The organism is Sporomusa rhizae (assembly GCF_041428845.1).
In the GTDB taxonomy this organism is placed as follows: Bacteria; Bacillota; Negativicutes; order Sporomusales; family Sporomusaceae; genus Sporomusa; species Sporomusa rhizae.
This window is the reverse complement of record NZ_CP156925.1, coordinates 549,351-563,836: the sequence shown is the minus strand read 5'-3', so window position 1 is coordinate 563,836 and position 14,486 is coordinate 549,351. Positions and strand designations below refer to the sequence as shown.

At 31.9% G+C, this 14,486-nt stretch carries 15 protein-coding genes; 1 reads left to right on the top strand and 14 read right to left on the bottom strand.

All coding sequences use genetic code 11. From position 1 onward, the window contains the following. Positions 1–33 precede the first annotated feature (33 nt). The 8 genes from SRRS_RS02605 to SRRS_RS02570 form a co-directional block, all read right to left on the bottom strand. On the bottom strand, positions 34–642 hold the full coding sequence (locus SRRS_RS02605) for a hypothetical protein (protein ID WP_371365962.1): 609 nt from the start codon (positions 640–642) through the stop codon (positions 34–36). A gap of 47 nt (positions 643–689) precedes the next feature. After that, positions 690–977: a hypothetical protein gene (locus tag SRRS_RS02600; RefSeq protein ID WP_371365960.1), complete on the bottom strand. Its 288-nt coding sequence runs from the start codon at positions 975–977 to the stop codon at positions 690–692. A 23-nt stretch (positions 978–1,000) separates the two neighbouring features. Next, positions 1,001–1,474: a hypothetical protein gene (locus SRRS_RS02595; RefSeq protein WP_371365958.1), complete on the bottom strand. Its 474-nt coding sequence runs from the start codon at positions 1,472–1,474 to the stop codon at positions 1,001–1,003. A 148-nt stretch (positions 1,475–1,622) separates the two neighbouring features. Next, positions 1,623–2,210, bottom strand: coding sequence for a hypothetical protein (locus tag SRRS_RS02590; protein WP_371365956.1), 588 nt, complete (start codon positions 2,208–2,210; stop codon positions 1,623–1,625). Positions 2,211–2,235: 25 nt separating this feature from the next. Beyond that, positions 2,236–3,462, bottom strand: coding sequence for a hypothetical protein (locus SRRS_RS02585; RefSeq protein WP_371365954.1), 1,227 nt, complete (start codon positions 3,460–3,462; stop codon positions 2,236–2,238). Positions 3,463–3,495: 33 nt separating this feature from the next. Beyond that, positions 3,496–3,804, bottom strand: coding sequence for a hypothetical protein (locus SRRS_RS02580; RefSeq protein ID WP_371365952.1), 309 nt, complete (start codon positions 3,802–3,804; stop codon positions 3,496–3,498). Positions 3,805–4,454: 650 nt separating this feature from the next. Then, the gene (locus SRRS_RS02575; protein ID WP_371365950.1) at positions 4,455–4,868 is read right to left on the bottom strand and encodes a YkvA family protein; all 414 of its coding nucleotides are present in this window, start codon (positions 4,866–4,868) and stop codon (positions 4,455–4,457) included. Between the two features lie 55 nt (positions 4,869–4,923). After that, positions 4,924–5,082: a hypothetical protein gene (locus SRRS_RS02570; RefSeq protein ID WP_371365948.1), complete on the bottom strand. Its 159-nt coding sequence runs from the start codon at positions 5,080–5,082 to the stop codon at positions 4,924–4,926. Positions 5,083–5,297: 215 nt separating this feature from the next. On the opposite strand from SRRS_RS02570, the gene SRRS_RS02565 reads away from it, so the two are divergent. Next, on the top strand, positions 5,298–5,528 hold the full coding sequence (locus SRRS_RS02565) for a hypothetical protein (protein ID WP_371365946.1): 231 nt from the start codon (positions 5,298–5,300) through the stop codon (positions 5,526–5,528). Positions 5,529–6,000: 472 nt separating this feature from the next. Here the strand turns inward: SRRS_RS02565 and SRRS_RS02560 are convergent, their stop codons facing one another. The 6 genes from SRRS_RS02560 to SRRS_RS02535 form a co-directional block, all read right to left on the bottom strand. Beyond that, positions 6,001–6,339: an AbrB/MazE/SpoVT family DNA-binding domain-containing protein gene (locus SRRS_RS02560; protein ID WP_371365944.1), complete on the bottom strand. Its 339-nt coding sequence runs from the start codon at positions 6,337–6,339 to the stop codon at positions 6,001–6,003. A 256-nt stretch (positions 6,340–6,595) separates the two neighbouring features. Continuing rightward, complete coding sequence (locus SRRS_RS02555; RefSeq protein ID WP_371365942.1) at positions 6,596–7,666, bottom strand: SEC-C metal-binding domain-containing protein; 1,071 nt, start codon at positions 7,664–7,666, stop codon at positions 6,596–6,598. An 87-nt stretch (positions 7,667–7,753) separates the two neighbouring features. Next, the gene (locus SRRS_RS02550; RefSeq protein WP_371369700.1) at positions 7,754–9,559 is read right to left on the bottom strand and encodes a UvrD-helicase domain-containing protein; all 1,806 of its coding nucleotides are present in this window, start codon (positions 9,557–9,559) and stop codon (positions 7,754–7,756) included. Then, positions 9,559–11,298 (bottom strand): ATP-dependent endonuclease, encoded by a 1,740-nt coding sequence (locus tag SRRS_RS02545; protein ID WP_371365940.1) that lies wholly within the window; start codon positions 11,296–11,298, stop codon positions 9,559–9,561. Before SRRS_RS02545 ends, SRRS_RS02550 begins: the two co-directional genes overlap by 1 nt. A 108-nt stretch (positions 11,299–11,406) precedes the next feature. Then, positions 11,407–12,303, bottom strand: a complete 897-nt coding sequence (locus SRRS_RS02540; RefSeq protein WP_371365938.1) for an AbiJ-NTD4 domain-containing protein — start codon at positions 12,301–12,303, stop codon at positions 11,407–11,409. Between the two features lie 281 nt (positions 12,304–12,584). Beyond that, complete coding sequence (locus SRRS_RS02535) at positions 12,585–14,474, bottom strand: TnsD family transposase (protein ID WP_371365936.1); 1,890 nt, start codon at positions 14,472–14,474, stop codon at positions 12,585–12,587. Positions 14,475–14,486: the final 12 nt, after the last annotated feature.

The window sequence follows — 14,486 nt, the reverse complement described above, 5'->3', positions numbered from 1 at the left end:
ATTTAGAAAATATATGTTAAAGCCCCTCCGAAATTAGCAGATATTATGATGTAAATATGAAAATCCGAAATCACCATCTAGTTCAAATTTAATTATCTTCCTTTTCTCTTCTCCCATTTTTTCAAATTCATCCTTTAAATAATCAAATGTTTCTGGACTAATTTCATAACCGTGATTTTTAATCTTCGTTAAAACATTATTATTTAAAAGCTTTCTAAATTGAGGATTTTCTTCTACAAAATCAAATTCTGTTTTTACTCCACACACTTTATTATGTATTACAAACCAAAACAGCCCGTAATAATTTGTCAAATTTTGGTTTTTTAACCATTCTACATCTGTTATAGGCTTACTCATTATTTGTTCCCTATGATTTATTAATTCTTGGGTAGCTTCTTGCAATTTCTCGTCTAATGACCTTATTTCTTCATCTTTTCGATAAAGTCTTACCAAAAGATAAATTACAATTACAGATAAAATACCCATAGGAATATACCAGTTATTTTGAAGCCATGAAAGTGCAAATGTACCTATAGTACTTATCAAAAATGCCCCCCATATACTGCGGGTCTCCCATATATAATTTGCTATTATTTTTGAACCTACAGCGTCCTTCCAAGCAGTACTCAGGATTTTCATCATTATGCTTCGCCCTCTCCACACCCATAATTTATACTAGACTAAATTGCCTATCGTGCTACATGCATAAAATTCGGAATTCGTTTAGCTAATTCTTCTTCTGAAGTATCGAATGAAATCACGTTTGCATTATCTGGGATTTTGATTCTACTTATATGTATACCAGTATGACATTCTTTGCACCAAATATTTAAATAACCAATCCTTGTTACTAGATTTCCAACATACTGATAATCTATAGAATGGTTTTTGCATTTGGGGCAAGTTGATTTCACATGACTATTCCTATTTACGCTATCAACAATTTCTTTAGCTAATTTTAACCATGCCATATGCATAATTTTACCTTCTCTCTGTAAAGCTATCTGAGTCTAACATCAAGGAAATTGCAATCATGCATAAACTCATTAAGACAATCTTCATATTGCTGCCTTAAAAAATGAAGCGAAGGGACATTTTCTAGCCATTCAATATCCCTCCCGATATAGTTAGGGCGTCCTGTCCTGTCTATCCCAATCCGTGTCCATTGTACCGATGTATCAGTATATTTGACCTCACATACAATAATTGTACAGGAAAAATCCAAATCATCTGGGCATATAAGCATAGGCACTATCGTCGTTTTAGTCTCACACAATTTTGTCTTTATCCAAACATATTCTTGTTCTTTTGGATTTACAAGCCATCCTAACCAAGTAGGAATTAGACCTAAATAATTCTTATCATCAAGCTTACTCGACAACCATTTATCAAGTCTTATATCATCAACGAATATCATTAAATGCTCACCATTTACATATTCTGTTGTTGTTAGCTCAGCTTTAATAAAATTCAATATATCACCTCTGTCCAAAAGAAACTATGTTCTACAGGCCCACTGCCCTTCTTTGATTGTATATGTCTATACTGTTTCCCCAAAATAGACTTCTTCAATAATTAAGCAAAACACCAAAAATATCCTGCAAAATAAAAATCCTGCTCACTTATATAAAGGAAGCAGGATTACCACGTTCGAATGCCCGAGAATAACCAAAGCACTCTTTAAATAGTTTTCTACCAATATATTTATAAAATTGGCTGTATTTATCTCTGTAAAACTCATTCCAATAACTAATCATTCGCGCATAACTTTTGCAAAATAATTTATTGTTTTCACGGCAAAATTTCTTAAAGCATTCCGTATTTTGTTCTTTTAATATGGTATAAGTCATTTCCAATATTTCAACGACATATTCATCGCAAACTTTTACGATATACGGAATAGCCCAATCCTCATATTCCATTAATAGCAATGCTCGTAAGTGTCTTTGGCGAACGAAACCATCACAACTCCTTGAGTAAATACAGTGCAAAACCATTTGCTGATGAAAAGTCAATTTATTGAGCGTTTCATCAGCAACATCCAAGAAGTAAATTCGATAAGGAAATTCAACTGTTGCACCGTTTAAAAGGTACTCGATTTTGTCTTTAGAAACTCCAATGAAAACATTATTATACGTTTCAGTTGGGATTATTTCTACTACTTTAGATACATCTTCATATAGTTCAATTGGAAAACCAAGTTGAAACACTTTATAACTTCCTCTCTTGTAAAACTCAATAACGGAAATTGTTATACATTATCATTTTGTATTTTTCTAAAGTATCTCTATTCACAAGAAAAACCACAAGTCTATTTGTTTCGCGAGTTGTCGGTTTTAAAAAAAGAAGATATTTTGAATCAGAAATAGGAAGTTTATAAACTCTCCCAGAATGATATTCAACCACTGTATGATGCAAAAATACATTTACGTAGTCTACACTATCCAAGTCATGCGTTCTATCAGGGATTATTGAAATAGTATTTTCAGAAATCTTTACTAATCGTTCATCATAAAAATTCTTTAATATTCCCTGCAAAAAATAATCTTTGGAAATGGGATAATTTATATTTAAGACACCTTCTACTTCCGTAGAAAAGATTAAATTTAATGTACTATTAAATGCAGGAAATATAGCTTTGCGTCCAAAAATCCAATCTCTATAAGACAGAGTATTAAAATAGAGTATACTTTGGACAGCTATAATTACCAAGGCTAGAATTATTATTGTCACATGCTTACTTAATTTGCCTTTTCTTCTCTTCACTTTTAGAATTCGTCGAAAGGCTCCGCCAACTAAACACATAATAGATATTGATACAAAAAAGAAAGCATACTGCCAATTACTATACTTATCAGAAAGTATTACAATAAAAAATGCAAAAACCGAGATAGTTACGGCATATTTATTTCTCTCAAAAAAAATTAATCCTTTACTTTTAGCTATCGCAAATAATTGGCTAAAATTCAAATTATAGACACGTACTTTGTGTAATAAATCTAAAAACCATTTAATTAGAAAAATAAAATATCCTGGTAACAGTATTAATCCAGCATTTGCTATTCTTTTTATAATCGGTAATTCCCAATTATTTTTCATTTCAGCAAAGTAATTATATCCGAATATCGTTGTAAATATTAAGTATGATACAACAATTGAAAACACAGGATTTTTTAAACGTATGGTTTTGTAAATCATATATGGTACAACTATTATGCAAAACGGAATTAAGACCAATATGGTAAAAATAAGTAGTGCTACTTTTTGATATGAGCCAAATAAAGCAACATCAACAATAAATTCTCCAAAAGAAAAATCCAATAACCTTGTATATACTAAATAATCATTGAAATATATTAGTATAACAAACAATAATAAGTAACCCTTGATTTTACTTATTACAGAAACCAACTCTCCTAAGAATGACCACCCGCTACTTGAATTTGTTTTAGTATTTCCCATTTGAATTCTCCTAATGAAACCATTTACTATATCTTAATTATCCTTATAATACTTGTCCCAATTATTATAATCCGTTAATTCATCAAATTTGGGATTTTGCCTCTCAATAACTTCTATTATTTCCGCTGCATCCAGGTTACGTTTTATATACATTTCAAATACTGACGGTGGTTCTGGATTTTCTATATCACCAGCAACCAGATTAGAAAGAAATCGTTCAGCCAAGCTATTATAATAATGTTCGGCATCCTTTACTGGTATTGAACATTTTATAATACATGGTGTTCCGAGTTTTCTTAAAGTAGGTACGATTATTTTGTCAGCTTCATGGTCCCCATACACTCCCTCTCCCCCCCACGAACGAAAGAAGCGATAAATTCCACCAACGTCATTTTTCAAAATTGACCGATTAGCCAAAAAGCAAATCCGACCTGTCCGAACTCCATGTTTATTTTGGAGTATTTCATTAATATCTTGGCTATTAATTAGGTAATCAAATTCCTCTTGTAATAGATATCCGTATTTGTAAGCCGAAGTTAACCGTTCTTGAACTAATTCTTTCGATAAAATCTTCAGTCCATCTTTTTTTATATTTTCAATTTCATAATCAATTAATTTTGTACAATGATAAGCAACGATATTATTGGATTAAGCCTACTGCATTGCAATGATTTATCCAATTAACAATTTCTAGCGTAGCTTGCTTTACAATTTCCGATTGCTTTTTTTGAAATTTTAAGTCTGCAATTTCAGCACATGAATTAAATAAATAATCATTTTTCATAATGAATTTCTTATTAATAATAATTACAAATACAAAATTGCTCTATTAAGATTTATTCGTATAACATTCGCCATTTATTACCATTTTTCCTGTTTAAAGTGTAAAAAAGCAGGCTTCTGCCTGCTCTTGTGCGCTTAATTACTAATAAAAGACAGGCGAAGAAGAAAAAAGTTCACCACTTTTTACTGAAAATCATGAAAAAATCTCCCTATTGGGGAGACAACATAAAATTCACGATATATGCTATTACTGCTAACCAAATAAAAATAAAAATACCGCCTACTACCCAATTCTTAGGTTTACTTCCTGGTGGATTAGTTCTGGCATATTCCCTGCAATCTTCAATAATAGGTTCAGGGATTAATTTTAGTGCCAGCCAAATTCCCAGTGGTATTATTATAAAATCATCAAAGTAGCCGATAATCGGAATGAAGTCAGGTATTAAGTCTATTGGACTTAGAGCATATCCAACGACTAAAGCAACAACTATCTTTGCCAACAACGGAGTTCGAGGGTCTCTTAGTGCTAAATATAGAATGTATACCTGGCTTTTTAATTGCTTAACACGTTGTTTAAAGGATAACCAAATATTAGGTTTTTCTTGATAGTTTGAATTCTCCATGTTTGTCTCCCTTATCATATTTGACTGTGATTGCATTTTATATAATGCACATTGACTAGCCCCAAAAGATGAGTTCTAACCCCATAACAAGCAATAGTAAAGTCACGAATTTTACAAATGTTTCTTTAGGCAGTTTTTCAATGACTTTTTTTCCTGCCCAAGTTCCCGCTATCATAGCGATACCAATAAATAGTCCTAGTTTTACTGCTTCCAAACCTATACCCAAGTATTTTTGATAGACAATACTCTTAGTGACGTGCATAGCTACAGCAGTTACCGCTTCACTAGCTATATAGAATATTCCTTCTATTTTTTATTCGCTCCATTGTGTTTTATTAGCAGTTAATTTTACGGCATTAACGGTTTGCTATTAGTCAATAAGTTAGGTATAATGCAAATATAACATAAAGAAACGAGGTGAGAAGAATCATGCTGAATGGAAAACGTCTTCTAAAAATGGCTCCTATCAGATGCTACAACAGATTTGTGACAGAGGCTTTGCTTGAACTTTGTCCTATCGAAACCAAAGCCGCCGTTAGCGCAGTAAGGTCTTCTCGCTTTTATACAGCGTTAAAAGAAGACCCTCAAATGGTTATGCATGACTCTCCTGACGAATGGGCTGAAAGTGTAGCCAATCAGTTTAATCTTTGTCGCAGATAAATCACAAAAGCTCTAAACATCGTGATATATGGCTTCTACGTTTAGTACTATACTAAATGTTCCGCTAAGTAAAAATACTATTTACAGTTCCCTTTCTTATGCGTATACTAATGTTATAATAGAGGTCGCGAAGCCTACCAAAATCGCTTTCTTAGAGGTTTGTAAAACCTTCCAAAATTACTTTAATAGGGGTTGCGAAGCCCATCAAAATCGCTTTAATAGAAAGCTGAGATTTTTCAGCTTTTTTGTCTTCTGTCATAGTGGTTACTAATCATAAATACAAAAAAGTAACCGCTCCCTCGCTAAGAACGGTTACTTTTTTCGTAGAAATATGAAATTTAGCTAACCATCTTTACTAGCAGTTTGTGGGCTGGCGTGTTAGAGCACGTCAGTCCTTTTCTTATATTATACCCACATATCCAAAAGATGTAAAGTTATAGCTTGGCTCGAACTGCTATCTTTGTACAACCAATTATACATTTTCGTTCTCACGTTTTAGGTCAGCAAGAGACACATATTCTTTTTTTCCATATTCATTTTCAGCTTCGGAGACCAGACGGTCCAATGCTTGACTCATCTTCGTTTGATACTCTTTAATAGCTACTTGATTAACGGGTTTGCCATCCTTGGCAATATCCGCAAGGATGAGGTCTTGTAACTCGTCTGAAATTGTACGAGGTTTCAATACAATTTGCTCTCCGTCCACAATTATCTTAATTCTACTGCCTGCACCGAGTTTAAATTTATCGCGAACCTCTTTCGGCAGGACAAATTGCCCTTTACTACTTATAGTTACGTCATATTCCGTCATACTGTTACCACCCCCGCGAGTAAGAAGTAAGAATTCTTATTTATATTATGCTCTAAGTATCCCGCAAACTCAAGCTCGGTAATACTAAACAGGGCTAATAAATTAATCCCTGTTTTAACTATAGCTTCCTCTCCCTTTTTGTTCGAGGTCTCTACTTTTCAGCAGAATTTACGATTAAATTCCTATTTCAATATCTCTTATTTTCTGGAGCCAATTGAAATTGCTAAACTTAGGATGGTAGACAAGTCGCTGCGACTTAGATGGCTTCAAAAAAATCCCAAGGCGTATCCATGTATTGGTACGCATACATCGATTCTTCCTTTTCCATTGCCCGATATAACATATCAAAGTTTGCATGAGCAATCAACGCTTGTTGTATATCCTTTCCCCATTTGTTCCATAAACGTGGCGAAATAATAATAGCATCAGACCATCGTGGCATTTGATTATTGAGATAATTTTTCCGCTCTTCAATTGATAACATCATGAATTGTTTAGAAAAATCCATATAAGAAATATCATTACTTGTAAGCCAAGACCAAATACAATATGACTTCTTATCTCCAGGGAAAATATTTAGATATATATTTTTGATAGGCATTTCAGCTAAATAATCATTAATCTCATTTCCATTGATGTCATGTTCCAGCCCGTTCATCATTGAAATAGCAAACTCAATATTATATGGAATTTCCCAAATTTGATATGATATTTTTTCATAATCACCATCAATTAAATATTTATCAAACAGTTCCTTTTCCGTGTCATTGTCTTGTGCCGCAAACTGATAAGCATTTATTAAATCAAAATAATCCTGAGTAGGCGGAATTGGATGTCCTTTTTGTTTCATTTTTCCTTCTAGTAAAGCTACAGAATTAATTTGCTCCTGCTTTTTATGATAGTGCCAAGCAAGTGTACGATAAGTTAACAGAAATACTTGTTTGGAGGTTCCGATAAAATCTTTATCTTCTATGTCTTGAAATAAGGTTTTATCATGAAAGGAGCAGAATCCACTAAATGTAGTTGCAATTTTTCTCCCTTTACTTTGTGCATCCTGAAAAATTAAATTTGAATTACCATCCATTGATATTACATGACCATCAACAGCCAATTTACTTAATATGCGGTTGTTTTGAATCGCATGGGCTTTAATTATATTTGATGAACATTCACTTTTAATAGGATGGAGGCATTGTTTAATCTTAGCTTCGCGTTTTAATGTATCTGATGCCTCAAATAATGCTTCCATGTAATTTTGTTCGAGACAGCATTTTTTATATTTCTTGCCACTGCCACAAGAACATAATTCATTCCTTCTATTTTTCATATTTTGACCTCATTTATATATTATGTTCGGGCAAATAAATTTTTACTGAGAATAGATAATGTTTCTATTGCATTTACAAATAAAAAATTAATTAGCTACTTGCTTTAAAATTCCAGGTAAATTTAAGAAACAATTAACATACGTGACTAAATCTCTACCTGAATTATTCATTCGTATTCTACTAGCTGTAAAAAAGACTTGCTTCTTTGCTCTTGTAACGCCAACATAAAAAACACTTAACTCTTCTAAAAATTTAAATTCAATTCTACTATTAATATTTATTTTGCAATTTTCCCCATCAATCAAATTATGCTTAAAGTTACATATTCCGCATAAACTTGGATAGTTCGGGAAACAATATTGCTCCATATCTGCCATTATCACATATTCCCACTCAAGTCCCTTAGCGGCATGTATAGTTGATAAAATAATCCTATTAGAAACAAACTCCATGTTCTGTTTTAAAGCTCTACTTTCAAGAGTATCTTTAACAAATAAAATCTTTTCTTCAGAGGTCAAAAATGCGTATTCTGTTATAATACGGTCCAAAAATATTTTTAATAATTCATATAACGAACTTATAACCAAATAATCTTTGTCTGTAGTTTTAATATTTTTCTGGATATCGGCTAAATACTTTTCAAGTCGCATCTTAGTGATTCTTTTATCAATAAAACTTTTTTCAAATTCATATAGACATTGGTTATGAAACTGAATATAATCGAAATCGTCTTCTTTAAATAATCCGTAGAAAAAATTGACGTTTTTTTGTTTAAGTTCTTGTATTAAGATATCGGCATTAGCATTTCTACCTCGAAACAATATGGCAAGTTTTGCTTTTTTATCATCGTTTAGCAAATTATCTGTTTTACTAGAAATCCATTCACCCTTCTCAATTTGATTATTAAAAACTCCTAAATGTACCCGAGCATCTTCAATACATGATGGCTTGTATGGATTTTCGGCATTTAAACGTAAGTTTTTATCTAATAATAACATATCTTGATTATCATGAAATCTATAATTCTTCTCAAGAGTTATTTTTGTCATACCAAATTTATTTTGAGCTTTATACATCAAATTAGGAATCGCACCGATAAATCCGTAAATTCTTTGCAAAGAATCACCGATTAATATAACTTTTGTATCTTCTCCTATTAATTTAATTAACAAATTCCAACTTAATAGATTCGTATCTTGAAATTCATCTATTAAAATTACTGGATAATATTGTTGATAAAATTTAAGAATCTCTGGATGTTCACAAAATAATTCATATACTAACAGTAAAATTGCATTAAAAGGCAAGTAATTATTGGGTAAAAAATGGTTGAAAATATACTCTTTATATTTATTTTTTAAGTTTTTTGCCTCTTTTCCATGAACATTTTTAATTGCACTATTAAATTCCGATATTTCTTGTGCCTGGTTAACAGATAATCCTATTTTTAATTCATATAAATATTCAGCATCACTATCATCAATATTTTTTATGTTATCAATATTTTTTAGGTTTTCATTTAATAAATAACCGTATAATTTTAAAATTTTTCGGCAGAATCCATGATAATTTGAAATAAAAATTTTATCATTTAATTTAACTGGAGAATAACCATCTATATCCATCATCTTTGGTATTTGTTCCGCTACATCTTTTTTTATCTTATATGCTGCATTAACACTAAAAGTAAGAGCTAGTACCCTTTTAGGACTAGGTATACTTTTACATGCTAATAAATATGCAATTTTACTAATCATAGTTTTTGTTTTTCCATAACCTGCTGGAGCTTCAATAATTAACCTATTAGCTTCCGAGAAAACGGCTTCCAATTGCTTTTTATCTCCGTCATGCAGATTAGTTATTTTTTCTTTAATAATATCTTGAATATCCATCACTGAACTAACTCCTTAGCTCTGGTGATTGCGTCGGCATATATTTTCGGTATTTCACTTTCTTCAATTACACTGCCAATCGCACGCCCTAAAACTGTCGATTTATTAATGTCTAACCAACTTAAATACATAATTTTTAGCAACTCGACGTTTGTTTCTTCAACTTGAGCAAATTTTGTATCTTCAGTCAGTTCAGGACATTCTAATTCATATTCCTGTATAGTTTTATTTAATTTCTTGAATTGAAGACTTCTTTCCTCACCTTTATTATCATATAAAACTAAAATCTCTTTTAACGTTTTAAAATCTTTCTTATCGTAATAGTATTTAACCAACTCTTCTTCAAAATCCCATTGTGCTGTTGAATATAAATTTGGAAGACGACTTAGTTTTGCTTTTTTTTCTTCATATTTATCTTTATCTATAACTCCAACGCTCATAATTCCAAATTTATCAAATAAACTCATTAATGGCGAAATCGAATCCGCTCCAGATGCCTTAATTATACTAATTCCTAATTCATCTAAATCTATATTCATTTTTTCCGCGAATAGCGGAAAAGCTCCAAATTCACTTTCACCTTCTACGATGATAACGCACTTTGAAAAAAATGCTTCTTTTACGTAATGCATGTTCATTAATAAATGTTTTTCTTCTTGCTGTGGAAGCGCAATTTCGTTTCCACTTTTAACTGTTATATTTCCAGTACTATCTTTATAAAATCTTATTATTTGTTTATAATCATCCAATATCATATTAGGAGAATGGGTTACAATTACTGTTTGACCTATAAACTCGTCAATATCAAAACATTTTTTTATTACTTTACTAAAGTCTTCATCGAGATTTTGAATTATTTTCATTAAATATTTTACTAAAGTTCTTTGCATATAAGGATGCAAATGAATTTCAGGTTCATCAATACCTAATAAAACGGGCGTATATCTTTTCCCATTTTCGCCTTCAAAAATATTCTTCTGCAATCTATACTTACTCACTTTTAATAATCTCTCTAATATTGATAATGTCATTAAAGCTGTAAATTGAATTCCACAACATCCCGAACCACTTAAATCAAATTTCTTGTTCTCTGTCAGAACTAATAACTTTGATAATACATCTTCTTTTTTATCATCAATAGAGGCTTCTACTGAAAAATCTTTTAATGGTTTTATTTTATTCAAAACTTCATTTACAGATAGACATAATTTATCTAGTTTAGTATCATCAATAACTTTATTGTCTTGACTTTGATTTTCTTTTAAATATTGCAAAATTAAGAAATTAAGAAAAGCCCCTACCCCACGTTTTTTATCAAAATTCAATTCATTATTTGGGTTTCTGACAGAATTATAGCTTATATAAATTAACGATTTAACTATATTAGACGGAATATTAAGATTTGTTTCCTTGTGATAAAATTTTATAGGTTCTTCTATTGTTTCTTGCTTGATAAGTAAATTAATAATACTGCTGTCCGTTGGGTCAAATAAATCTTCAAATACTCCTTTTTCAATATCTAATAAGGATAGTTTTATATTTACACTAATTGGTTTATTTATATCAAAAAAATCATTTTCTTTAAAACCAGTAGTATTAAAAATTATTTCCAATAAATCTAAAAGATTAGACTTACCTAATCCATTTTCACCAACTATAAAATTATTAGTATCATTTAAAGTTATTTTTAGATTGTTTAGGTTTCTAAAATTATCAATATTTATTTCCTTTAATCTCATGTAGCACCCAAACCTTTCATTTACTATAATTCCACTTATTTACATTTTATATTAAAAATCATAAAAATACTACATTATATATAAAAAATTAGCAAGCTTACTGCTTGCCTAAAATGGAATTTCAGTTTCTATATCATTATTACGCTCCTTCGTATTATCCTTTTGTTGCTTATTCATAAAGAAGGTATTATAAACTGCCGCTAAATTAATTGCCAACTTCGCATATTCTTCACTTATTTCAACAACATCATTTCCTTGTCCGTGTCCCGCAAGCCTATTCCGAATAAAGCCTAATGCCGTGAAAACATTATCACCAAAGCCCTTAATCACATCTGGTGGTAAATCATCAAAATATCCTTTTTCTGTCGCTTTATCTACTAACTGTTTCGCAGTACCTTTTTGCTCACTAAGTACAATCTTTAAGGTACTTTCAAAACTTTTACATGCATTATGAATTGCAGATTTGTAATCTTTCGCCATCAACGTGTTTTGAGCTTCGTTAAATTCTTTGATTGCACCATCAAAACCTTTTATTCGCATTTCTTCAACCAAAGGTGGTATAATTTCTTTTTGTATAAAAGAAAAATCAATCTTTATCATGAATCCATCCAATAAACGCCACGGAAATATATTTTCTTTAAAAGTTTCATTAATGGCTCTTTGAAATTCCAGTTGTTCTCCATTCGATAACATATCATGCCAATATTCAAGAATATCAAATAATTCTATCCAATCGCATCGCCAATAATAATCAGTATCAAATTGAGGATAATTTTCTTCAGGAAATATATCCTTTTCTTTAATTATTCTTTCTCGAACTTTATCAAACATATCTACTGTTATCGTGAATGTTGGATTATATCGCATCGGACTCTCTAATGAAGGTTCGTTAAATTCATTTAACAAGCTAAAAATCATCCGCTTTAGCCTATGTGCATCATCCTGTGATAAAGTATCTATTTCTTCAACAGGTATATTGTATCTTCTAGAAAAAGGTTTCATCATTATCACTCCTACTTCACGCTGCTCGTAACTTTATTTTCAGCCACTATTGTTCTTTATCTTTGACATTACGATAATTAAATAAAACAAAATCATATCAATTTACTTTATCGCAAGACTTCCCTCATTAAATTCAAAATCACTCATATCAACACCTCTTTAGAAATTAAAAGAAAAGAAGTACTATTTGATGCATTAATGCACTTAGGTTAATTTGCGAGTTTGTTATAAGCATTATACACCGTATAGTCATACGCCTTCTTAAATACACATATGGCATATATTTATTCAAAGTTCTTGCACTTCACATTCAATCCAGGACAAATTAATACTTTCTCAATATACTTTTCTATCTGCTCTGAATAACCTTTTCGAAGTCCTGCTATTCTCTCTATTTTCCACTTTACTAATATCTCATTTTTTTCTAATATGCACTTTACTCCCCAGCTAATTCTACGCATTTGAAATTCTTGAACAGATTCTGTTACCAGCTTTATATATTTTTCCGTCATAGGCATTTTACTTAATTTTTTTTCAATCCACGAAAGCATTCCCGACAGTTTACCAATCTTTGTTTTTGTTATTCTGATAGGTTTGCCATCCATCGCGAGCAATTTTGACACTACTGACCTTATTTTACTGTAGGCTAATCTATCCCGCTGGTTCCAATTGACCAGTCTATTTTTATGTTTTCTGTTGGTTATCGGAGAATTTTCATTGAGCCATTCCCTGTCATGTCGGTAAAGCCAAATATATGATTTGGGAATTATTCTTCGTATTTGTGTCTTTGTCAGTGATGGCTTTGTTGTCTGTTCATGTAACCAAATTGCACGATGAGTTGCTCTAACAGTTTCATCGCCAATTGTGACAGTATTGTTTAGCGATTCTAGCATGGAATTATTTCCTTTTGTTAGTCTGATATATTTTATTGCTGTATTGGTATCAACCTTTAAGGTACGAGCAATCTGCCTAAAGCTCATCCCCCTCGAATGAAGCTCTAATAACTTATTATGCCACACCTGACCAAACTCCTTAATTCTTCCAATTTTAAATCTATCCGATTCACAAACATCGGGTCCTCTTCGCGAGTAGACAAAGCCGCAATCGCATAAAAACGTTCCAACAGGCTTTTTGGTATCTTTACAGTATGTTATCTGACACTTATGTACAACGGGTTGAAGATAGTGGTCTGCCGCTCCATTAAGGCAAAGCCACGGAGCATTTCCAAACGGTTGATAAGGCTTAGTGGAAGTAAAAAATCGTTCTACCGAACCAAACAAATATCGAATTACAAGCAAATGGCGAATTGGATGAAAAGCTTTCCGTGGATATCTCACAATATTGGATAACCAATTTGTCCCGTTGGATTTAATTAAACTTTGCGCTTGTCGAAGACATTCGTCAGAATAATAATTACTAAAATCAAGAAGAAAATCATTTTGAAAGACCCTACCTTTTGGAGTTGCGAATCCTTTTTGCATAAGTACCTCAATATAACGTTCCTTAAACCATGATAATTCTCGACTTGTGAGCTTTGTATTCATCACCCAAGCCACATCTTTTGATAATTGGCTTAGTTCCTGCATAGCTTTTGGGGAATAAACAACGGCATTAGGTTTAATTGAACATACTTCGGAGGTACAAGCATGGTAGTTGTGAGGGTTTATGTCATGAATCGGAGCAAGACTATCTTGTAGAAGCATTACATGTAGGGGACATACAACTATTCCAGGTATTTGGTGGACACGGTGCCAATAAGCTTCGCCAAAAGTCTGTTCATCATCAACAAAACATTGTGGGCAAAACCGCAAAAACTTTGGAGCTTTGACTTTGCTCGCCGTTACTCCAATTGTATTATGAATGCCGCGTCCACCATTTGAAATCATTGCAGTAATCGCATGTTGAATTCTCCCTGGCGGTAAAAAAGGCGCAAAAAATGGGAACAGGGTATGCTTAAAGATTATTTCATCTGCTACATACTCTGCTCCCATTGGTAGCTGCTGTAAAAAAGTGGATAGGTTAGTTGGCACATCTAAAATGCTTCTATGTTTTTTTGAGCCGAATAAGTCTCCAACCGTAGCTTTGGGGCTTATTATTCCGCTTCGAATTTTATATCTTGCCATGAGGCTATAGAGTAATTCATCAGGATAAGGGGTAGGAAAGAAACCTAGCAAGTCAATTTCTCC

Bases quoted from the DNA above. Each gene is read 5' to 3' on its own strand.
- SRRS_RS02605 (WP_371365962.1), bottom strand. From the start codon at position 642: ATGATGAAAATCCTGAGTACTGCTTGGAAGGACGCTGTAGGTTCAAAA.
- SRRS_RS02600 (WP_371365960.1), bottom strand. From the start codon at position 977: ATGCATATGGCATGGTTAAAATTAGCTAAAGAAATTGTTGATAGCGTA.
- SRRS_RS02585 (WP_371365954.1), bottom strand. From the start codon at position 3,462: ATGGGAAATACTAAAACAAATTCAAGTAGCGGGTGGTCATTCTTAGGA.
- SRRS_RS02575 (WP_371365950.1), bottom strand. From the start codon at position 4,868: ATGGAGAATTCAAACTATCAAGAAAAACCTAATATTTGGTTATCCTTT.
- SRRS_RS02565 (WP_371365946.1), top strand. From the start codon at position 5,298: ATGCTGAATGGAAAACGTCTTCTAAAAATGGCTCCTATCAGATGCTAC.
- SRRS_RS02560 (WP_371365944.1), bottom strand. From the start codon at position 6,339: ATGACGGAATATGACGTAACTATAAGTAGTAAAGGGCAATTTGTCCTG.
- SRRS_RS02555 (WP_371365942.1), bottom strand. From the start codon at position 7,666: ATGAAAAATAGAAGGAATGAATTATGTTCTTGTGGCAGTGGCAAGAAA.
- SRRS_RS02550 (WP_371369700.1), bottom strand. From the start codon at position 9,559: ATGGATATTCAAGATATTATTAAAGAAAAAATAACTAATCTGCATGAC.
- SRRS_RS02545 (WP_371365940.1), bottom strand. From the start codon at position 11,298: ATGAGATTAAAGGAAATAAATATTGATAATTTTAGAAACCTAAACAAT.
- SRRS_RS02540 (WP_371365938.1), bottom strand. From the start codon at position 12,303: ATGATGAAACCTTTTTCTAGAAGATACAATATACCTGTTGAAGAAATA.